This window comes from Paenibacillus sp. NPDC055715 (assembly GCF_053617595.1).
The window spans coordinates 105,043-127,179 of sequence record NZ_JBSHGA010000001.1 but is presented as its reverse complement, the minus strand read 5'-3'; the positions used below and the strand labels follow the sequence as shown (position 1 = coordinate 127,179).

Annotated in this window: 20 protein-coding genes; all 20 read left to right on the top strand. The window is 46.8% G+C overall.

Annotation, left to right across the window (positions count from 1 at the left end; genetic code table 11):
- Window positions 1–37: 37 nt before the first annotated feature.
- The 20 genes from ACWGOO_RS00570 (at window position 38) to rbfA (ending at window position 22,101) form a co-directional block, all read left to right on the top strand.
- Window positions 38–1,447, top strand: a complete 1,410-nt coding sequence (locus ACWGOO_RS00570; RefSeq protein WP_452480590.1) for a DUF342 domain-containing protein — start codon at window positions 38–40, stop codon at window positions 1,445–1,447.
- A gap of 76 nt (window positions 1,448–1,523) precedes the next feature.
- Window positions 1,524–1,844: a hypothetical protein gene (locus tag ACWGOO_RS00565; RefSeq protein WP_452480588.1), complete on the top strand. Its 321-nt coding sequence runs from the start codon at window positions 1,524–1,526 to the stop codon at window positions 1,842–1,844.
- 41 nt (window positions 1,845–1,885) lie between these two features.
- Complete coding sequence (locus ACWGOO_RS00560; RefSeq protein ID WP_452480586.1) at window positions 1,886–2,512, top strand: DUF6115 domain-containing protein; 627 nt, start codon at window positions 1,886–1,888, stop codon at window positions 2,510–2,512.
- Window positions 2,509–3,156 carry an endolytic transglycosylase MltG gene (locus ACWGOO_RS00555; protein ID WP_452480584.1) on the top strand — a complete coding sequence of 216 codons (648 nt, stop codon included), beginning with the start codon at window positions 2,509–2,511 and terminating at the stop codon, window positions 3,154–3,156. The genes ACWGOO_RS00560 and ACWGOO_RS00555 overlap by 4 nt, the downstream gene beginning before the upstream one ends.
- 256 nt (window positions 3,157–3,412) lie before the next feature.
- Window positions 3,413–4,111 carry a 30S ribosomal protein S2 gene (gene rpsB, locus ACWGOO_RS00550; RefSeq protein WP_013309916.1) on the top strand — a complete coding sequence of 233 codons (699 nt, stop codon included), beginning with the start codon at window positions 3,413–3,415 and terminating at the stop codon, window positions 4,109–4,111.
- Window positions 4,112–4,242: 131 nt separating this feature from the next.
- A complete protein-coding gene (gene tsf, locus ACWGOO_RS00545; protein WP_452480582.1) occupies window positions 4,243–4,893 on the top strand; it encodes a translation elongation factor Ts in 651 nt (216 codons plus the stop codon).
- Between the two features lie 122 nt (window positions 4,894–5,015).
- Entirely contained in the window at window positions 5,016–5,744 is a 729-nt protein-coding gene (gene pyrH / locus ACWGOO_RS00540; RefSeq protein ID WP_013309918.1) for a UMP kinase, read from the top strand.
- A complete protein-coding gene (gene frr, locus ACWGOO_RS00535) occupies window positions 5,744–6,298 on the top strand; it encodes a ribosome recycling factor (protein WP_452480580.1) in 555 nt (184 codons plus the stop codon). The genes pyrH and frr overlap by 1 nt, the downstream gene beginning before the upstream one ends.
- Before the next feature lie 84 nt (window positions 6,299–6,382).
- Entirely contained in the window at window positions 6,383–7,150 is a 768-nt protein-coding gene (locus ACWGOO_RS00530; protein ID WP_452480578.1) for an isoprenyl transferase, read from the top strand.
- A 17-nt stretch (window positions 7,151–7,167) separates the two neighbouring features.
- A complete protein-coding gene (locus ACWGOO_RS00525; RefSeq protein WP_452480576.1) occupies window positions 7,168–7,959 on the top strand; it encodes a phosphatidate cytidylyltransferase in 792 nt (263 codons plus the stop codon).
- 82 nt (window positions 7,960–8,041) lie between these two features.
- Window positions 8,042–9,181 carry a 1-deoxy-D-xylulose-5-phosphate reductoisomerase gene (locus ACWGOO_RS00520; RefSeq protein WP_452480574.1) on the top strand — a complete coding sequence of 380 codons (1,140 nt, stop codon included), beginning with the start codon at window positions 8,042–8,044 and terminating at the stop codon, window positions 9,179–9,181.
- Between the two features lie 108 nt (window positions 9,182–9,289).
- The gene (gene rseP, locus ACWGOO_RS00515) at window positions 9,290–10,561 is read left to right on the top strand and encodes an RIP metalloprotease RseP (RefSeq protein ID WP_452480572.1); all 1,272 of its coding nucleotides are present in this window, start codon (window positions 9,290–9,292) and stop codon (window positions 10,559–10,561) included.
- 50 nt (window positions 10,562–10,611) lie between these two features.
- Window positions 10,612–12,060 carry a proline--tRNA ligase gene (proS, locus tag ACWGOO_RS00510; protein WP_452480570.1) on the top strand — a complete coding sequence of 483 codons (1,449 nt, stop codon included), beginning with the start codon at window positions 10,612–10,614 and terminating at the stop codon, window positions 12,058–12,060.
- Window positions 12,061–12,241: 181 nt separating this feature from the next.
- Window positions 12,242–16,558 (top strand): PolC-type DNA polymerase III, encoded by a 4,317-nt coding sequence (locus ACWGOO_RS00505; protein ID WP_452480568.1) that lies wholly within the window; start codon window positions 12,242–12,244, stop codon window positions 16,556–16,558.
- Window positions 16,559–16,870: 312 nt separating this feature from the next.
- Window positions 16,871–17,332 carry a ribosome maturation factor RimP gene (gene rimP / locus ACWGOO_RS00500; protein ID WP_452480566.1) on the top strand — a complete coding sequence of 154 codons (462 nt, stop codon included), beginning with the start codon at window positions 16,871–16,873 and terminating at the stop codon, window positions 17,330–17,332.
- A 101-nt stretch (window positions 17,333–17,433) separates the two neighbouring features.
- Window positions 17,434–18,531, top strand: coding sequence for a transcription termination factor NusA (gene nusA, locus ACWGOO_RS00495; protein WP_452480564.1), 1,098 nt, complete (start codon window positions 17,434–17,436; stop codon window positions 18,529–18,531).
- Window positions 18,532–18,554: 23 nt separating this feature from the next.
- Window positions 18,555–18,863 (top strand): RNase P modulator RnpM, encoded by a 309-nt coding sequence (gene rnpM / locus ACWGOO_RS00490; RefSeq protein WP_014281119.1) that lies wholly within the window; start codon window positions 18,555–18,557, stop codon window positions 18,861–18,863.
- Window positions 18,856–19,179, top strand: coding sequence for a L7Ae/L30e/S12e/Gadd45 family ribosomal protein (locus tag ACWGOO_RS00485; protein WP_025720915.1), 324 nt, complete (start codon window positions 18,856–18,858; stop codon window positions 19,177–19,179). Before rnpM ends, ACWGOO_RS00485 begins: the two co-directional genes overlap by 8 nt.
- Complete coding sequence (infB, locus tag ACWGOO_RS00480; RefSeq protein WP_452480561.1) at window positions 19,172–21,730, top strand: translation initiation factor IF-2; 2,559 nt, start codon at window positions 19,172–19,174, stop codon at window positions 21,728–21,730. The genes ACWGOO_RS00485 and infB overlap by 8 nt, the downstream gene beginning before the upstream one ends.
- Window positions 21,731–21,750: 20 nt before the next feature.
- Entirely contained in the window at window positions 21,751–22,101 is a 351-nt protein-coding gene (gene rbfA / locus ACWGOO_RS00475; protein ID WP_014281122.1) for a 30S ribosome-binding factor RbfA, read from the top strand.
- Window positions 22,102–22,137 lie beyond the last annotated feature (36 nt).

The window sequence follows — 22,137 nt, the reverse complement described above, 5'->3', positions numbered from 1 at the left end:
GAGGCTACAGTAACAGTTAAACGGAAGGAGCACCCCTGTGGAGAAGCAATATGCTTTGGACCAGTATTTAAAAGTGGTCGTCTCACCCGATAAACTTAGCGCTTATTTGGAGTTTGCCAAACGTGAAGAAGGCTTTTCCTGTTCTTTGGAAGAATTGGAGCGTTTCCTGAGTAACCAAAAAATAAGTCATGGTTTGATTACTGATGTGATTCATACATTTGTGGCAAAACCGGAAGATTATTTCTTCACCAAATTACTGATTGCTAAGGGAACACCGGCGATTCATGGCACGGACGGAAAAATTAATCTTGCTGAAGTTGTGACTGGTGAAGATGCACATAAACCGCTCGAAACCGCGGACGGACGAGTTGATTATAAAGAATTAACCCGTTTAAAAAATGTAAAGCGTGGACAACTGATTGCCGAGCGGGTTGGTCCATTGCCGGGTGTACCTGGTATTACCGTCACGGGAGAGGGAATTCCTTACCTTTCAGGCAAAGAGGCACGTTTTAAAATCGGAAAAAACGTAGTTGTTCATCCAGAAGGCATTGCAATGTACGCAGCTATCGACGGACTGGTGACTACGACTGAAAAGGGTAAACTCAATGTATTTCCCGTATATGAAGTGAACGGTGATGTGAATTATAGCGTCGGCAACATTGATTTTGTTGGAACCGTCGTCATTCGGGGGAATGTCCTAACAGGTTTTCGTATTCGGGCGGCTGGCGACATTCGTGTCATCGGCGGCGTGGAAGGTGCTGAATTGGAAGCGGAAGGCTCAGTCGACATCAGTGGCGGTATTATCGGATATCACAAGGGGTATGTGAAAGCTGCACAAAATGTGAAATGTTCTTTTATCCAGGATGGTAACGTGATTGCGGGTGGCGATATACTTGTATCCCAAAGTATCATGCATTCCAGGATCAAAGCCAGTAAGAATGTACTTTGCGGAGGGGTTAAAGGACTCATCGTAGGCGGTAGTGTACAAGCTGGTGAAAAGGTAGCGGCGCGTACGATCGGTAATACGATGTCCACGGCCACTATAGTCGAAGTAGGCGTACTGCCAGAGCTGCGTGATGAGCTGACTGAACTCCGGGCACGTTTGAAGCAGCAGACAGACAGCCAGGATAAGACCAATAAGGCCCTCACCATATTGGACCAGCTTGCTGCTGCCGGACAGCTTGCCCCTGAAAAAATGGCGATGCGAATCAAGCTGACATCTGCTAAGAAATCAAATGACAACGCGCTTTTGGAAACCAAATCAAGAATGCTGGAGATCGAACGAACCTTGGAAGATACAAGCTGCGCACGGGTAGAAGTCAAAAACGTTATTTACGGCGGCTCTAAAATAGTTATCGGCAGATATACAAAATTTATTAAAGATTCGGTGGAAAGAATGGCGTTTTATTATCATGAGGGTGATATCAGAATGTCCTCCTCCGTGTAATCTGGCACAGGGATAACGAGTTTCCTTAATCCTCGGAAAACAGATACGGATGCCCAATCGGAAAGGGTGTGGTTTAATGAGCCTGAAAGCTGTTGAATTACAAATCGCCGTACCTCGTACCAGTGAAGCGGGTAAGTATCAAAGCGAGAACCAGCAACGTCCGATGAATGAGCAAGCGTTGTTAGGGCAAAAGACCGAGCAGGAGACAGAAAAGATTCGCCAGCGAAGCAGTGCGGTGAATGAATCTGCGGAAACATTCGTCGGTGAGGAGGAAACTGGAGGGCAGAGCAGTCATTCTTCCGGACAGAGCCGATCTTGTTCCAGTGAGAATGAACTGCCAAAGGAGCATCCTGCAGAGCATCCGTACAAGGGGCATCATATAGATTTTTCGCTCTGATCCGACAGGTGGAGAAGCGTTATAAAAGGAGACGATGGGCAGTGGATCAACCATGGATATATATTGTTCTGCTGGGCACCGCAGCTGTTGTCTACGCCTGGCTACTGCCCAAGCGGCAGGCAGGCCGGGGAACAGAAGAGGCTGTCGTCCAAAAGGTCGAGGCCACCTTGGAGCAATATATGACCGATATTGAAAACGACAATAATGAGCTGATTGAGCTCGTATCCGGCATAAAGCAGGAACATGCGGTTAAACAGGCCTCATTTCAAGAGCAAGTGGCTGAGCTTCGGAACCGAATTGTGGAGCTTGAACGCCAGGCTGCGCTTACTTCAGTTTCTACACAGACAGTGCCTGGATCTGAGGTACTACTACATACAGGTACCCCGCATCAGGCGGTGACAGCTTATAGTCAGTTCCGCAATACGCAGTCTGCTATTTCCATGCAGGCAGAGCAGTTGGACGCCTCTATCGTAGCTGTGGAAGAGCAGGTGCCGTTACAAGAAGCTGAGCCTGAAGCTCAGCAGGAATCTATCCGTGAGCGTTATCAGGAACTGTTCTCGCTGCATGAGCAGGGTAAATCGGTGGATTACATTGCTAAACAATCAGGCATCCAACGAGGCGAGGTACAGCTCATATTACAATTGGCGGAACGGGAGGACCTGACGTGATCAAAAATCGTTCATTCATCTTGGGCATGGGCACCGGACTTATTACAGGCGCACTGCTGCTGCAACTGGCGATGATCGGTCAGGGTCAATTGCAGTCGTCTTCAGCAGATCCGAAAAACATGACTCGTGAGCAATTGGAGGAGGCGGCAGCCGGACTGAATCTTCAAATTAGTGACAGTTCTGATCCGAAGATGACAGAAGAGGAATGGCGTAACAAGGTGATCAAGGAAGGCAATAAAACACCGGTTGCTCCCAAAAAGGCAGAAGCGGCGCAAATTCCATCGACACCCAAGGCACCTGCAAGCAGTACACCTTCGGCTGCTTCTAAGCCTTCAGCTAGCACGTCTGCACTCCAAAGTCCGGATAAGCCGCAAACTAAAGGTTCGAGTGCTACGACTACTCCAGACATGCCTAAACAGCCAGCCACTCCGCAAGTGCAATATAGCATTGCATCGGGAAGCAATCTGAGGAGTGTGGCATCTGGTTTGCAGAAGGCGGGCGTCGTATCGGATGCCAACGCGTTTGAGGCAGAGGCTAAGACTCAAAAAATCAATACCAAAATCCGTACCGGTACCTATGAGTTTGCCAAGGGTGAGGATTTCGGTTCTATTATTGCTAAAATTACAAAGAAGCCGTCCAACTGACTGTGATCGGGAAGTGGGCGACTTTTATTTTTCGCTAAAAAGCTCTATGGGTGGGAATAATCAGTCACATTTCGCACTTATTCTGCTGTTGTCGAAAAGTTGGTTGCAACGCTGCGGGTGTTATGGTATATTAAATGACGGTGTTAAAAACGCACGTCGATTAATTTTGCAAAGGGTGCTTTCCAAATGGAAAGTCTTTGCAAGAAATGATATCGGCGGAGGACACACAAAAACCAAACTTAGGAGGTGTGTGAAGATGGCAGTAATCTCCATGAAACAGCTTTTGGAAGCTGGAGTTCACTTTGGTCACCAAACACGTCGCTGGAACCCGAAAATGGATCGTTATATCTTCACCGAAAGAAACGGTATTTACATCATTGACTTGCAAAAGACAGTGAAAAAGGTTGAGGAAGCTTACAACTTCGTAAAAAGCATTGCAGCTGAGAATGGTACAATTCTGTTCGTAGGCACGAAGAAACAAGCACAAGATTCCGTTAAAGAAGAGGCAGCACGCGCTGGTCAATTCTATATCAACCAACGTTGGTTGGGTGGTACGCTGACTAACTTCCAAACCATTCAAAAACGTATTGATCGTTTGAAACAACTGGAAGCTTGGGAAGAAGACGGTACATTCGCTGTTCTACCTAAAAAAGAAGTTATCATTCTCCGTAAAGAGAAAGATCGTCTTGAAAAATTCTTGGGCGGTATCAAAAACATGAAGGGCCTTCCAAGCGCTCTGTTCATCATTGATCCACGCAAAGAACGCATCGCGGTTGCTGAAGCTCGCAAATTGGGTATCCCAATCGTGGGTATCGTTGATACAAACTGCGATCCAGACGAAATTGACTATGTTATCCCAGGTAATGACGACGCGATCCGTGCTGTTAAATTGCTGACAGGTAAAATGGCTGATGCAGTTATGGAAGCAAACCAAGGCGAAGAAACTACAGCATAATATTCATTACGGAAATACCTATATGAATTAAATGAAAAGGGTGGTTGGCAGGTGTATAACCTCTCACTACCCTTTTTTTAAGGAATAAAGCTTGTATACACCACTGGAAAACAAATTTGGAGGGAAATAATATGGCAGTTAATGCTAGCGCAGTAAAAGAGCTTCGTGAAAAAACAGGCGCAGGAATGCTGGATTGTAAAAAAGCGCTTGAAGAAGCAAACGGTGATTTGACAAAAGCAGTTGAAGTTCTGCGTGAAAAAGGACTTGCAGCTGCAGCGAACAAAGCAGGTCGTATCGCTACTGAAGGCGTTGTTGAATCCTACATCCATGCTGGCGGTCGTATCGGCGTACTGGTAGAAGTAAACTGCGAAACAGACTTCGTAGCAAAAACAGACCAGTTCAGAGATTTTGTACGTGACATCGCTATGCATGTCGCTGCATCGAACCCTCGTTATATTCGTCGCGAAGAAGTGCCGCAGGAAGAGATCGAAAAAGAAAAAGAAATCCTGAAAGCACAAGCTTTGAACGAAGGCAAACCAGAAAAAATCGTTGAGAAAATGGTTGAAGGCCGCATCGGTAAATTCTATGAAGAGTTCTGTCTGTTGGAGCAATCTTTCATTAAAGATCCCGACAAAACAATCTCCACACTCATCAACGAAAAAATCAGCACCATTGGCGAAAATATTTCCCTGCGTCGTTTTGTTCGTTTTGAACTGGGCGAAGGTTTGGAGAAAAAAGAAGACAACTTCTACGAAGAAGTTATGTCTCAAGTGAAACAATAATTACCAACGAACGGTAATTGCATACGGAAAGAGCAAAGAAATGGAACACATCAGTGTTCCTTTTCTTGCAACAGGACATCTGTCCTGCACATAAAATATAGTTGATATTGGAGGGTGATCATTTGGAAAAACCTGTGTTTAAGCGTGTTGTTCTTAAAGTCAGCGGAGAGTCGCTGTCAGGCCCGAACGGTTACGGTATTGATGCGGATACAATTGCGTCGATCGCCGAGCAGGTCAAGGACGTTGTCGAACTGGGAGTAGAAGTTGCTATCGTGTGCGGAGGCGGCAACATTTGGAGGGGTATTGCTGGAAGCGCCAACGGAATTGACCGGGCAACAGCGGATTACATGGGTATGCTGGCAACGGTGATGAACTCACTGGCATTGCAGGATGCTTTGGAGCAAATTGAAGTTCCTACGCGTGTGCAGACATCTATCGCAATGCAGCAAATTGCTGAGCCTTACATTCGTCGTAGAGCTATCCGCCATCTAGAAAAAGGCCGGGTTGTTATTTTTGCGGCAGGTACAGGGAATCCGTTCTTCTCAACCGATACTACGGCTGCTTTGCGTGCTGCCGAAATTGAGGCTGAAGTGATTCTGATGGCTAAAAATAAAGTGGACGGCGTGTATTCAGCTGATCCATTTAAAGACAGCACAGCCGAGAAGTATGAGCAACTTACGTATTTGGATGTGCTCAACAAAAATCTCGGAGTCATGGACTCCACGGCTTCCTCGTTGTGCATGGATAATAATATTCCGTTGATTGTCTTTGCTATTACAGAGCAAGGTAACATTAAACGTGTCGTGTTGGGTGAGAAAATTGGCACGATCGTCAAAGGGAGTGTAAATTAATGCCACAATCTGTGAAAAAGAGCGCTGAAGAGCGCATGCATAAAGCAATTCAGTCGTTGCAACGTGACCTTGCATCTTTGCGCGCTGGTCGAGCGACACCAGCTCTACTGGATCGCGTTCAGGTTGAGTATTACGGTGCAATGACTCCGGTCAATCAGTTGGCTAATGTAAATACACCGGACAGCCGGACTCTGATGATTCAGCCTTGGGATAAATCCTCCTTGGCCGACATTGAGCGTGCTATCCAAAAATCCGATCTGGGTTTGACTCCTTCCAATGACGGGAATACCATTCGCCTGAGTATTCCTGCTTTAACAGAAGAACGCAGGACGGATTTAGTGAAGCTGACGAAAAAGAACGGCGAAGAAGCGAAGGTCGCCATTCGTAACATTCGTCGCGATGCAAATGATGATATTAAAAAAATGGAAAAAAGTGATATATCCGAGGATGAATCCCGTAAATATCAGGAAGAGATCCAGAAAACGACCGATAAATTTATCGCTGAAGTGGATAAAGTTTTGACTGCAAAAGAAAAAGAAATTATGGAAGTATAAGAGACTGGTAGCCCCTCCCTTACGGTGGGGTTTGTCTCTTTTCAAGCCTGAGGCACATTTTCAGAGAATGCTGGAGGAACTGGAATGATCAAACGGGTTCGGTCTTGGTGGAACGGGGAAAAAAAACAGCAAACACCGGCCATTTCAAAAGACAATATTCCGCAGCATGTTGCTGTCATTATGGATGGGAACGGCAGATGGGCCAAACGGATTGGAATGCCGCGGATTGTAGGGCATCAAAATGGAATGAAGGCAGTGAAGCGCACAGCGATTGCTGCGGATGAACTGGGCATTAAATATTTGACCTTATTTGCTTTTTCAACTGAAAATTGGTCGCGTCCCAAGGATGAAGTCGATTTTTTGATGCGGCTGCCGCAAGAATTTCTGGCTATTGAACTTGACGAACTGATTGAAAAAAATGTACAAGTGCGTATGATGGGAAATCAGGAGAATTTGCCATCTCATACCGTTGATGCGCTGACTGAAGCGTCTCGGCGAACCGAAAATAATACCGGACTTGTTCTTAATTTTGCATTAAATTATGGAAGTCGGCTGGAAATCACTGAATGTATGCAAGCGTTGGGTCGTGAAATTGAGGATGGGAAGCTTAAATCCGGAGATATTACGCCCGAACTGATTGAGAACTCTTTGCTCTCAAGTGGTATGCCGGACCCTGATCTGCTGATTCGGACAAGTGGTGAGTTGAGACTCAGCAATTTTATGCTCTGGCAACTTGCTTACAGTGAGCTATGGTTTACTGATATTTATTGGCCTGAGTTTAAGAAAGAACATTTATACGAAGCAGTGGTCGAATATCAGCGGAGATCACGGCGGTACGGTGGACTGAAGTAAATGGAGGATGAAAGCCGTTGAGACAGAGATTGATTACCGGTATTTTAGCAGGCGTATTTTTTTTGGCGATGGTCCTGTGGGGCGGCTTGGCCTACCATTTGCTCATTTTAGCCATGGCCCTAATCGGATTCTATGAATTCGCGCGGATGACCAGGGTATCTCCTTTCGGCGGTACGGCGTTAGTTGGGTATGCAGGAATATTAGCTTTTGTATTTCCTTATCAGCCCTTGGGTCTGCATTCACCACTACCGTCTATAAGTCTGCTTTGGCTGCTGATGATTATTTTTATGATCATTACGGTGGGAACGAAAAATAAAATCACAATTCAAATGGTGTCCATACTATTTCTCGGTACCGTTTATATAGGCTTTGGATTTTCGTATATGGCGGAATCACGTCATATGGAACATGGGCTTTTATGGACTTTTTTGTTGCTTGCTTGCATTTGGGCAAGTGATGCAGGGGCTTATTTTGTAGGCAAAATGGTCGGGAAGACAAAGCTATGGCCTGCGATCAGTCCAAACAAAACAGTCGAAGGATCTATTGGCGGGATTGTTTTAGCGTTAGCTACAGCACTGGTATTTGCCGGATTGTCAGAAGGGCTGCTTCCGTGGGATAAAGCTTTCGTTATCGGTTTATCTTGTGCAGTTGTGGGTCAATTGGGCGATTTAGTCCAATCTGCGTACAAGCGGGTGTACGACATTAAAGATTCCGGTAATCTGCTGCCAGGGCACGGTGGTATATTAGACCGCTGCGACAGCTGGATTGTTGTTTTTCCATTTGTACATATGCTGATGTTGCTTCCATGACCCTTACCTGGTGGCTACAGTTTAGGCTCGGGTTAAAATTAGCCGCAGAGTAACGGTTACTTTCAAGATAGGAAGGTGCTTCATGAAAAGAATTACGGTACTCGGTTCAACCGGGTCTATTGGAACACAGACGCTGGATGTCGTATCTATGCACCCGGATCAGTTTGCCGTAGAGGCTTTAGCAGGTGGCTCAAATATAAAGTTGCTTGCCGAACAGGCACATCTATACCAACCCAAGAAGGTTTCCGTAGGCACCAGGCAACTGGCGGAGCAAATCCGTCCTTTGTTGCCTTCCGGAATGGAACTGCATTGGGGGAATCAAGGACTCGTCGAGCTGGCTGCGAATACAGATGCAGATATGGTTGTGACAGCTGTAATGGGCAGTGTCGGATTGCACTCCACGCTGGCTGCGATTGAGGCTGGAAAACAGATCGGTTTGGCTAATAAGGAAACACTGGTTACCGCCGGTCATCTGGTCACAGAACGGGCCCGGGCGAAAGGAGTGCCGTTGCTGCCGATTGACAGTGAGCATTCAGCTATTTTCCAATGCTTGAATGGTGAGCGTATGAAAGATGTGGCACATATTACTCTTACGGCATCGGGCGGTTCTTTTCGTGATTTGGCAAGAGAACAGCTTCGTGAGGTTACGGTGGAAGATGCGCTCAAGCATCCCAATTGGTCGATGGGTGCCAAAATTACGATTGATTCGGCAACGATGGTAAATAAAGGGCTAGAGGTCATTGAGGCGCACTGGTTGTTCGGACTTGATTATGAGCAGATTCACGTACTATTGCATCCTGAAAGCATCATCCATTCTTATGTAGAATTTGTGGATACCAGTATTGTCGCCCAACTGGGCAACCCTGATATGAGAGTGCCTATTCAATACGCGTTAACCTATCCTGAACGGATGAAGTCTCCAGCCAAGCCGCTGTCATTGGCTGAGGTGGGCGTGCTCCATTTTAAGGAAATGGACTTTAATCGTTTTCCTTGTTTAAGGCTTGCCTTTGAATGTGGTAAAATGGGTGGTACAGCACCAACTGCATTGAATGCGGCTAATGAGATTGCTGTTGCCCGTTTTCTGCGTGGAGAAATTCCTTTTCTGCATATCGAAGCCGTTATTGAGCGTGTATTGGAACGGCATGTCAATGTTGCTAGCCCTGATCTGGCTGCGATTGAAGCCTGTGACCGTGAGGTTCGCAGCATAGCTGCCAGGATATAAGCTGGCTTTGGGTTCGGGAAGCGAATTGTGATTCTCTTGTGCGGGATCGGAGAATAATGATAATCTAGGAAGACAAACTCGATCTCATTGAAAGGGGAACGGAAACGATTGGAAACGATTCGAATAGTTTTGATGACGGTGCTCATGTTTTTCGTCATAGTGACGGTGCATGAATGGGGGCATTATTATTTTGCCAAACGCGCCGGGATTCTGGTCCGGGAGTTTGCGATCGGTTTCGGTCCGAAACTGTTTTCTTATAAAAGAAACGAGACGCGATTTACACTACGTTTGCTGCCGTTCGGTGGTTTTGCCCGCATGGCAGGAGAAGATCCGGAAATCAATGAAATTGAAACCGGACAAATAATTGCTGTACGCGTAACGGACGGTATCGTCAAAACCATTTATTTGGACCAGTTGGATAACCGCAAAAATGTGGTGCGCGGCGAAGTGCAGCACATTGATCTGGAGCAGGCGCTAACTGTAAAATTGGATGTGGATGGCGAAGATCAGCAATATACTGTACACCCGCAAGCGATGATGGTAACCAAAGGACAATCCATCCAGATTGCGCCTAAGGATCGACAGTATGGCAGCAAAACAGTAGGACAGCGTGCGATGGCTATTTTTGCCGGACCGCTGATGAATTTTATTCTTGCCTTTGTTCTGTTTGGTCTGCATATCCAGATGGTCGGCGTACAAGTGGACAACCCGACTTATGTTCAGATTAGTGACATTACAGCGGGTATGCCTGCTGCTAAAGCTGATCTGCATAAAGGCGATATCATTGAGTCGGTGAACGGGGTCGTGATTGGTGCGAACGTTGGAAAAATGATCCAACTGATTGCCGATTCCCAAGACAAGCCGATGAAATGGGTTGTTCTTCGGGATAACAAAACTTTTGATCTGACGATTACACCTCGTGCAATGGAAGGACAAAAGGGTGGTAAAGTTGGTATCGTGCCTGAGCTTCCGACACGGCAAGCCGGAGTCGGGGAAACGTTTAAATTTGCCGGACAATCCATGGTACGAACGACCGATATTATTTTCCAGGGTTTTAGTCAGCTTATCCAACGTTTCTCCATTAATGATCTGGGAGGCCCGGTACGTACTTTTGAAGTGACAGGGCAAATTGCCAAGCAGGGCATTGAGCAGCTTACGTATTGGACTGCTATAATGAGTCTTTATTTGGGGATATTTAATCTGTTGCCAATTCCGGCGCTGGATGGAAGCAGACTTGTTTTCCTCTTTGTAGAGGCGGTAAGAGGACGTCCGGTTGATCCGAGTAGGGAAGGTATGGTCCATTTCGTTGGTTTTGCCATGTTATTCCTGCTCATGATTGCGGTCACGTACAATGATATTTTACGATTAATTAACGGTTAATTAGAGACGGACTTATATAAAAGGGTCTGTATGGGAGGACATGCGTTTCTATGTCGAACGATAAACAGTTTGTCGAGGAAATTACGCCACAGAGCGAAGATTTTTCCCGATGGTATATTGATGTTATTAAAAAGGCAGAGCTGATGGATTATTCTCCGGTTCGCGGGTGTATTGTTTTCCGTCCTGACGGTTTTGAAATTTGGGAGCATATCAAGGAAGCCATGGATATGCGTTTCAAAGAAACAGGTCATCGCAATGCCTATTTTCCAATGTTCATTCCCGAGAGCTTTTTCCAGAAGGAAAAAGAGCATGTTGAAGGGTTTAACCCGGAGCTTCCTTGGGTAACCGAGGCTGGCGGGGAAAAGCTGGAGGAACGCCTTGCGATCCGTCCGACTTCAGAGACAATGATCGGTCATATGTACTCCAAATGGATTCAATCCTATCGTGATCTGCCAGTGCTTATCAACCAATGGGCCAATGTGGTTCGTTGGGAAAAACGCACGCTTCCTTTCTTACGTACGAGTGAGTTTTTGTGGCAGGAAGGTCACACTGCTCATGAAAATGAGGAGGAAGCACGCGAAGAAACGATGAAAATGCTGGAAGTATACCGCGAGGTTATCGAGGAAGTACTGGCTATCCCAGTTATTACTGGACAAAAAACGCCTTCTGAAAAATTTGCAGGTGCGAAGGATACATTCTCACTGGAAGCGATGATGAAGGATGGACGTGCGGTGCAGGCGGGGACATCCCACTACATGGGAACCAATTTTGCCGTTGCTTTTGATATTAAATACTTGAGCCGGGACAATATCTTGGAATACGCTCATACAACTTCATGGGGAACAAGTACGCGTCTGATTGGTGCGCTGATTATGGTCCATGGGGATGACCGGGGTTTGGCTTTGCCTCCTAAAGTTGCACCTACGCAGGTCATTATGGTGCCTATCGGGCCGCCTAAAAAGCGTGACGCGGTTATTGCCCGTGCAGACGAACTGTTCGCTGAACTGAAACAAGCGGGTGTACGTGTGAAAATGGACGACCGCAGCGATGTGAGTCCAGGTTGGAAGTTTAATGAATATGAAATGCGCGGTGTACCGGTGCGTCTGGAAATCGGACCTCGTGATATGGAAAATGGTGTTTGTGTGCTCGTATCCCGTATCAGTGGCGAGAAAAAGATTGTACAGCAGGATAACCTTGTTGAGGAAGTCCATGCGATGCTGGCACAGGTACAGCAAGAAATGTTTGATCGTGCTAAGAGCTTTATGGAAGAAAACTTCTATTCCGTAGATACACTGGATGAGATGAAGGCGCTCATGGAAGAAAAACGCGGCTTTACTTTGGCAGGCTGGTGCGGATCTGTAGAATGTGAAGACAAGGTCAAAGAAGTGACAGGCGCTACAAGCCGCAATATACCTTTCAAAACTACCGAGCAAAAGACCGCATGTCTGTGCTGCGGCAAACCAGCCAAGCATACTGTAGTGTTCGCACGGGCGTACTAATAAAGAAGTAAAGCTATACCACTATACTCACTTCATTATCTCTGCCAACGAGCATAACCGTAAGAGGTTGCTATGGTGGAGGATTGAGGGGCTACGAAAAGCTTTTGCGGTCGGAGATGTTTTAGACGCAGAAGCTTTTCATGTTTTCAGAATTGTAGATTTGGAATCCGGGGGGAGAGACATGGGCGGAGCTGAAGAAAAGAGAAAACGGCTGGAACTGCTGATGAAGCAGGTAGTGATGCCGGCGGGAGTGGTGGAACCTTATTTCCTGGACGGTTGGATTGAGCAGGTGGAAATAAGCCGTACCAACAAGGATTGGAATATTATCATCGCCAAGGAAACGCTCGTTCCCGCTCAGGTATATCGGGCCTTCTGTATTCAGGTGCAGGAGAAAATGAACCACATCGCTAAAATCACCTTTCGGTTTCGGTATAGTGAGCAGGTTCAGTCTGCGGATATCATCAGTGAATACTGGAACCTTTTTCTGGAATGGGTGCACCGTGAAATCCCATCCGTGAACGGCTGGATGAACCGGGCTGTGCATGAGTGGGAAGACGGCCTGTTATTGCTGACGATGAGCGATAGCATGTCACTGGAGCTGGCACGCAAAAAGCAGATTGACCAAGCAATCATCAAATTCTATGATAAATATTTTGGTCTCTCGATGCGCATTAAAATCCAGGTGGGTGAAAGTAACCAAGAGGCTTTGCAGCAGTTCCAAGAGAAAAAGATGCAGGAAGAACGTGAAGTTATTCAGCAGATGATGGAAAGCATGGAGTCAGAAATGCCGCCTCTGGATGAAGAAGAAGGAGATGTAAGGCTTCAATTTGGCTATGACATCAAGGAGTCGCCTGTTCCGATGCAAGACATTCAGGATGAAGAGAAGAAAGTCACGTTACAGGGAACGATTTTCGGTCTCGATACTAAAGAGCTGCGCAATGGCAGTACATTGTTCACGTATTATTTGACCGATTTTAGTGATTCGCTGCAAATGAAAATGTTTGCCAAAACAAAAGAAGATCTAAAAATTCTCAACTTGCTAGCTAATGGGAAATGGGTTAAGGTTCGTGGCCGCGTTGAATATGATCGTTTTATGCAAATTCCTGAGCTGGTTATGATTCCTTCTGATCTGGTAGAGGTGCAGGCTCCTCCTTCCCGTAAAGATAATGCAGAGGAAAAACGGGTTGAGTTTCACCTTCACACGAAGATGAGCGCGATGGATGCTGTAAGCTCTATTGACCAATATGTGAAAACGGCCGCCAAGTGGGGGCACAAGGCGATTGCGGTCACCGATCATGGTGGAGTGCAATGTTATCCCGATGCCGCTAAGACCGCCAAGAAAAATGGAATTAAAATGATTTACGGTATAGAGGCCAATGTGGTCAACGATGCGATTGAGGTTGTAATGCAGGCACAGCCGATTAATTTGAAAACAGCGACTTATGTCGTTTTTGATATTGAAACCACCGGGCTATCAGTTACACAAAATAGAATTATTGAGATTGCCGCTGTTAAAATGCATGAAGGTAAAGAGGTTGACCGTTATGCTACCTTTGTAAATCCACATGAGCGTATTCCTTACAATATCCAGCAATTGACCAACATTAACGATGAAATGGTCAAGGATGCACCTGATGTGGAGCCTGTTATGAAGGAATTCGTGGCTTTTGCAGGCGATGCTGTATTAGTTGCTCATAATGCGCGATTTGATGTCGGCTTTATCCAGGCTACGCTTAGGAACATGGGATTGCCTGAGATGACGAACCCGGTACTCGATACACTGGAATTGTCTCGCTTGTTGTTCCCGACAATGAAGAATCATCGTCTGAACACACTGACCACCAAATATAAGGTTGCGCTCGAAAGCCATCACAGAGCCATTGATGATACAGTTGCGCTAACGGAAGTGCTGAATGGACTTTTAAATGATGCGGAACAAATTAAAGGTATGAAAATGCTCGACCGTTTGAACGACTATGTTGGTAAGGATTTATCGACCGTTCGTCCTTTTCATTGCTGCATTTATGCGCTCAATCCGATTGGCAAAAAAAATCTGTACAAGCTGGTTTCAATGTCACATACCGAATATTTTAAGCGTGTCCCTTGTATTCCTAAATCGAAATTGTCAGAGATGAGAGACGGTCTGCTTATTATTTCAGGTTGCGAAAAGGGAGAGTTTTTCGAGGCTGTGCTGAACAAGTCGGAGGAGGAAGCCGAGGAAATCGCGCAGTTTTATGATGTGCTGGAGATCCAACCTTTAACCATGTACATGCATCTGGTAGAAAAACAACTGGTAAGCGGTCCTGATGCTCTGAAAACGGCAGTTCGTAAAGTATGCGAAATTGGGCGGCGGCTCGATAAGCCCGTTATTGCTACAGGCAATGTTCACTATTTGGAAACGCGTGATAAGCTGTACCGTGATATCACAATACATGGAATTACTGGCTTTAGCCCATTAAAAGATATCCGGAAACCAGATGCGCATTTGCGCACGACAGACGAAATGCTGGCAGAATTCGAGTTTCTGGGCGAGGAGAAAGCCTATGAAGTCGTTGTGAAGAATACCAGCGAGCTGGCGGATCGGTTTGAGGAATTGGAGCTGTTCCCTGACAAGCTGTTTACACCTTTGCTGGATGGGGCAGACGAGGAAATCCGCAATACTTGCTACGAGACGGCTAAATCCATTTATGGTGAGGAATTGCCCGAGGTGGTCGTAGCACGTCTTGAAAAAGAACTGGAGCCGATTATTAAATACGGTTTCTCTGCCAACTATCTCATTTCCGAGCGACTGGTTAAAAAGTCCAATCAGGATGGATACCTGGTAGGTTCGCGGGGTTCTGTTGGATCTTCTGTGGTCGCTACCTTCCTCGGTATTTCCGAGGTTAATCCACTGCCTGCACATTATATTTGCGGTAATCCTGAATGCAGGTATAGCGAATGGATTTTGGATGGTAGTGTTCCGAGCGGATTTGACTTGCCTGGCAAAAACTGTATTAAATGCGGTGGCAAGCTGAAGGGTGAGGGACAGGATATTCCGTTTGAAACGTTTCTTGGGTTTAAGGGAGATAAAGTTCCCGATATTGACTTGAACTTCTCCGGGGAATATCAGCCAGTCGCACATAATTATACGAAAGTACTGTTTGGTGAGAAAAGTGTATTCCGTGCTGGAACCATCGGTACGGTTGCGGAGAAAACGGCCTTTGGCTTTGCGAAAAAATATGAAGAGGCGCATCATAAAAAATGGCGTGGGGCTGAGTTGAACAGGTTGGCTTCCGGCTGTACGGGCGTCAAACGCAGCACCGGACAGCATCCGGGCGGGATCGTCGTCGTTCCTGATTATATTGAGGTCGAGGACATTACGCCGGTGCAATTCCCAGCTGATGATACGAGCTCGGAATGGAAAACGACGCATTTTGATTATCATGCTTTTGATGCCAACTTACTCAAGCTCGATATTCTGGGCCATGATGATCCGACCATGATGAGAATGCTTCAGGATTTGACCGGAGTCGACCCAACGACGATTCCGATGAATGATCCGAAGGTCATGAGCATGTTCAATTCCACGGAGGCGCTTGGCGTAACGCCGCAGCAGATCCGTACTCCTGTCGCAACCTATGGTGTACCCGAGATGGGAACCAAGTTTGTGCGTCAGATGCTAGTGGAATCACAGCCGAGTTCTTTTGCCGATTTGCTGCAAATATCGGGTCTGTCCCATGGTACGGGCGTATGGCTGGGGAACGCGCAGGATTTGATCAAAAACAATACCTGCAACATCAAGACCGTAATCGGTTGCCGGGACGATATCATGCTATTCCTGATTTATAAGGCGGGGATGGATGCAGGTTTGGCCTTTAAAATTACGGAGAGCGTGCGTAAAGGTAAGGGGCTTAGTGCGGAATGGATCGAGGAAATGAAAAAATGCAAGGTGCCGCAATGGTACATTGATTCCTGTCTCAAGATCCAGTACATGTTTCCAAAGGCGCATGCCGCAGCCTATGTTATTTCAGCAGTGCGGACCGCCTATTTCAAGCTGTATTATCCGATTGAATATTATGCGACCTATTTCTCGGTACGCGCAGCCGATTTTGATATTGAGCTGTGTTGTCAGGGGTATGATGCCATCGCACGGAAAATTGTTGAAATCGAGCAGCTCGGTTTTCAGGCTCCTCCTAAGGAAAAAGGGATGCTTCCGATCCTGGAAATGGCGCTGGAAATGACGGCTCGCGGCTTCAGTTTCAAGACGATTGATTTATACCGTTCCGAGGCTACGCGCTTCAAGGTAGACGGAGATTCACTCATTCCGCCGTTCGGAGCGCTTCAGGGGATTGGGGAAAACGCGGCGCGTAACATCGCAGCCTCCCGTGAACAGGGTGAATTTTTGTCTGTCGAGGATTTTCAGCAAAAATCGAAGGCTAGTAAAACGATTGTCGAAATGCTGTCCCAGTTGGGCTGTTTCCGTGGACTGCCGGAGAGTAATCAGCTGTCTCTGTTTTAATTGGAATCCTAGTAGTCAAGCTCTGGCACTTGTCACATAACTACGGTTATGTTATAATTTTTTTGGTAATCAAGGAGATAAAACCGTTGCTTAAAGAGTGGGGAAACCCACTCTTTACTGTTTGATATACAGTTACAACGTGAAAAGACGATTTTTGGGCAGGAACCGGTACGCCGGTTTATTTGCAGTGAGCCCAAAATGAACATTACACTAAATGAAAATGGAAAATGCCGGTGATGGAGAAGCATTGTCCATGGCAATGGGGCGTCTCTTTTTCACCACAGGAAAGTTTACTTTTGGAGGTTATAATCTTTGAGCACACCAAAGATCAAGTCAGTAGTAGAAGAAATGGCCCAACCTTACCTCGATGAGCATGGTTTTGAACTGGTCGATGTCGAGTATGTCAAAGAGGGCAGCAATTGGTTTCTTCGCGTTTTTGTAGACAAAGACGGGGGAATTGATCTGGACGACTGTAGTATGATCAGTGAATACTTGGGTCAAAAGCTGGACGAAAATGACCCTGTTTTTACAGCATATTTTCTGGAAGTGTCTTCACCAGGCGCTGAAAGACCGCTGAAAAAAGCGGAGGACGTAACCAAAGCGGTAGGCAAAAATGTATTCGTTACTACATACGAGCCGATCAACGGCCTGAAGGAATTTGAAGGTCGTTTGCTTTCTTTTGAAGATGGGGAACTTACCGTTCAGAGCGGACAAAAGAAGCATGCTATACCTTATGACAAGGTAGCTGGAGCTAGGCTCGCGATCATATTTTAATTCAAATTTGACCGTTGCTGTTTGACATGTACTTCATGTTTTTTTGCCTCGTGTGCCGACCAGGACGCAGGTGCATCATTTGAAAGGGGGAGCAGTAATCCATGAGTATGGATTTTATTGAAGCAATGAACGAGTTGGAACGGGAAAAGGGGATCAGCAAGGATGTGCTGTTTGAGGCCATTGAAGCAGCCTTGATTTCCAGCTACAAACGGAATTTCAACACCGCACAAAACGTGCGTGTCGATATGAACCGCAACTCGGGTGTCATTAAGGTATATGCCCGCAAGCTAATCGTTGAGGAGGTATTGGATCCTCGCACCGAGATTACGTTGCCAGCGGCCCGGGAGATTAACCCGCATTTTCAGCTGGAGGATATTGCTGAGATTGAAGTTACTCCTCGTGATTTTGGACGGATTGCTGCACAAACAGCGAAGCAGGTCGTAACCCAACGTATTCGTGAAGCGGAGCGGGGATTGATCTACAACAAGTTTGTGGACAAGGAAGAGGATATTGTAACAGGGACCGTACAACGTCAGGACCCGCGTAATATTTATATTGACCTGGGTAAGGTGGAGGCGGTTCTCCCATTGGGCGAGTTGATGCCTAATGAGAAATTCAGTCATCTGGACCGGATTAAGGCTTATATTACCAAAGTAGAGAATACGACCAAAGGGCCGCAAATCATGTTGTCCCGTTCACATCCAGGTCTGCTTAAGCGTTTGTTCGAACTCGAGGTGCCGGAAATTTTTGACGGTGTCGTTGAAATTCGTTCTGTAGCGCGTGAAGCAGGCTTCCGTTCTAAAATCGCAGTTCATTCCCGCAATGCCGAGGTAGATCCGGTCGGTTCTTGTGTAGGACCGAGAGGAACGCGTGTGCAGACGATTGTGAATGAGTTGCGTGGTGAAAAAATCGACATTGTGCGTTTTTCCGATAATGTTGACGAGTATGTGGCTAATGCGCTGAGCCCGTCCAAGGTGCTTGAGGTGCAGGTGTTTGAAGAAGAAAAAATGGCGCGTGTCATTGTGCCGGATTATCAGCTTTCTCTGGCCATCGGTATCAAAGGGCAAAATGCCCGCCTTGCTGCCAAGCTTACTGGCTGGAAAATTGATATCAAGAGCGAAACGCAGGCGGAGGAAGAACTCGGCAGACCGAGAACATCCACCGATGAAATGCATCAGGATTCCGTTTCTGTAGATTAAACGGAGTGTAGGGGGGGGAATGCATGAAACAGAGAAAGGTACCTTTGCGCAAGTGTGTAGCCTGTCATGAAATGATGCCTAAGAAGCAGTTGATCCGTGTCGTCAAAACCCCTGAAGACGAAGTGCTGATTGACTTGACTGGCAAAAAGTCGGGACGCGGCGCTTACTTGTGCGGCAAAGCCGCCTGCTTCAAGCTTGCTCAAAAAAGCAAGGCACTGGATCGGGCATTGAAGCACTCGGTTCATCCTGATATTTATGAGCAGCTAAGTCGTGATTTTGCTGCCGTCGAGGAAGAATTCCTGGCGGCACAAGGCAGCGTGCAGGATGAATAAGGCGCTGTCTGGATTGGGCCTTGCCATGAGAGCTGGCAAGCTGCTAACAGGTGATGAGATCGTTTTTAAAGCGATCAGGTCTTCAGAAGCCAAGCTGGTCATTCTTGCGAAAGATGCTTCAATGAATACTCAAAAGAAATTCCGCGACAAATGCGGGACGTACAAAATCCCCTTATTGATAGGATTTGACCGGGAAAGCTTGGGAAGCAGCATCGGCAAGCCTGAACGGGTTGTGCTGGCTGTGACGGATCAAGGATTCGCGAAATTGATCAAGAAACATGCGGGGATAATGTCGGAGGTGGAGTATATTGAGTAAACAAGAAAGCAAAGACAAAGTGCGGGTATACGAATACGCCAAATCGTTGAACATGAGCAGCAAAGAAATTATCACCATTCTTAAACGGCTGGATATTCCCGTGAACAACCATATGAGCGTCATGGAACACGATGCCGTAGGAAAAGTGGAAAAGTTTTTTAAGAATATTAAATCCAATGCTGCGGCCAAGCAAGGCGGAGTAGGCACGGCGCAAGTAAGCTCGAACCAGGCCGGTTCAAGCCAGAATAGTAATCATTCAACTGAGCAAACCAAAAATCAACAGGAAAAGCAGGTAAGTATGAATAAGACAAACAACAACCAAAACAGTAACCGAAGCAGCGCTCCAAAAGCGCAAGGCAGTCAGCAGGGCGGTCAAAACCGCAGTCAACAGAGTACAAGCAGACCAAGTGGACAGCAAGGCAGCCAGAACCGTAGTGGCGGCCAGCAGCAGGGAGGACAACAGCGCCCAAGCACTAACACGGGTTCACGTCCTCAAGGTAGCCAAAGCACCAACTCACGTCCACAAGGGAGCAGCCAAGGTGGTACGGCAGTAAGAACGGCTTCATCCACGGGAAGTAGTAATGCGAACCGTAGTGGTGGTGGCAACCGTACAGGCAGCAACTCTAATAACGGGGGTAACCGTTCCGGCCAAGGCCGTTTTGACGATAACCGTCAAGGCGGAGGACGCGGTGGTAACGGTGGTCGTGGTGGTAATAGCCGCGGTGGTAACAATCGTGGTGGAAAATTCAACAATCGTGGCAGAGGTCAACAACAGGAGCGCCGCGAGAAAATCGACAACACGCCTAAGAAAATCATTGTGCGTGGTGAGATGACAGTAGGCGAAACAGCGAAGCTTCTCCACAAGGATGCATCGGAAGTTATCAAAAAGCTGATCATGCTTGGAACGATGGCGACCATTAACCAGGAACTGGATATGGATACGATCCTTCTGCTTGCCGGAGATTTCGGTGTGGAAGTAGAAGTGAAAATTCCGGTCGAAGAGGATCGCTTTGAAACAGTGGAAGAAAACGATGATCCAGACCTTCTGAAAGCACGTCCACCCGTTGTTACGATTATGGGTCACGTCGATCATGGTAAAACAACTTTGCTGGATGCTATTCGCTCCACTAATGTAACGGGCGGAGAAGCTGGCGGTATTACACAGCATATCGGTGCGTACCAAGTTGAAATCAACAGCAAAAAAATCACTTTCCTGGATACACCGGGTCACGAAGCGTTTACGGCTATGCGTGCTCGTGGTGCTCAAGTTACGGATATGACGATCATTGTTGTTGCAGCTGACGACGGTGTTATGCCACAGACAGTTGAAGCTATCAACCATGCGAAGGCAGCGGGTCTACCGATCATCGTAGCTGTGAATAAGATCGACAAACCGGATGCGAATCCGGATAAAGTGAAGCAAGAACTGACTGAGTATGAATTGGTTCCTGAAGAGTGGGGCGGCGATACGATTTTCGTTAACGTTTCCGCGAAACAGAGAATGGGTCTTGAAGATCTGCTCGAAATGATTCTGCTCGTAGCTGAAGTGAATGAGTACAAAGCGAACCCGGACAAACGGGCACGTGGTACGATCATCGAGGCTGAGCTGGATAAAGGCCGCGGTTCCGTAGCCCGTATCCTCGTTCAGAATGGTACACTGAAAGTCGGCGATGCTTTCGTAGCAGGTAACTGTTTCGGACGTGTACGTGCCATGGTCAATGACAAAGGTCGTCGCCTCAAGGAAGCGGGTCCATCCACACCGGTTGAAATCACTGGTTTGACCGAAGTGCCACTTGCTGGCGATCCGTTCATGGTGTTCGAGGATGAGCGCAAAGCTCGTGCTATCGCTGACAGACGTGCGATTACGCAGCGTCAGTCCGATCTGGGCAGCAACACCCGTGTGACGCTGGATGACCTGTTCCAGCACATCAAGGATGGCGAGATGAAAGATCTGAACGTCATTATCAAAGGTGATGTGCAAGGTTCCGTCGAAGCGCTGAAAGGCTCCTTGAACAAGATTGAAGTTGAAGGTGTACGCGTTAAAATTCTTCACAGCGGTGCAGGTGCAATTACCGAATCCGATATTATTTTGGCTGCGGCTTCCAATGCCATTGTGATTGGTTTTAACGTTCGTCCAGATAATCAGGCGAAATCAACAGCTGAAGCAGAAAAAGTGGACATTCGTCTGCACCGCGTCATTTACAATGTCATTGAAGAAATCGAGCAAGCCATGAAAGGTATGCTGGATCCTGAATATAAAGAAAATGTGATTGGGCATGCTGAAGTTCGTAACGTGTTTAAAGTAACTAAGGTCGGTACGATTGCCGGTTGTATGGTGACGTCCGGTAAAATTGCCCGTTCAGCAGAAGCACGCCTGATACGTGATGGCATTGTTATTTTTGAAGGTAAAATCGACTCACTGAAACGCTTTAAGGACGACGCAAAAGAAGTTGCCCAAGGTTACGAATGCGGTATTACCCTTGATGGCTATAATGATGTTAAGGAACTCGACATTATTGAAGCGTTCGTCATGGAAACAGTGGAGCGCTAACGGCAGAGAGGTGAGCATCCATGGCTAAAATACGTACTGGTCGGGTTGGCGAGCAGATTAAGAAAGAGCTGAGCCAACTCATACAGACCGAATTAAAGGATCCCCGTATCGGTTTTATTACGGTAACGGGTGTCGATCTAACAAACGATTTGTCCCAAGCGAAAATCTACTTGAGCGTGCTTGGGGATGAAGAGCAAAAAACTTCTTCCCTGAAAGCATTGGACAAAGCGAACGGTTATCTTCGTTCCGAACTTGGCAAACGGATACGGCTGCGCCATATTCCTGAGCTGATTTTCAAAATTGACGAATCTATCGCTTACGGTAGCCGGATTGAAAAGCTGTTAAGTGATATCGACAAGGATGAAAAATAGCAAGAGCCTTAGTTTATCTGAAGGAACCATGAACTG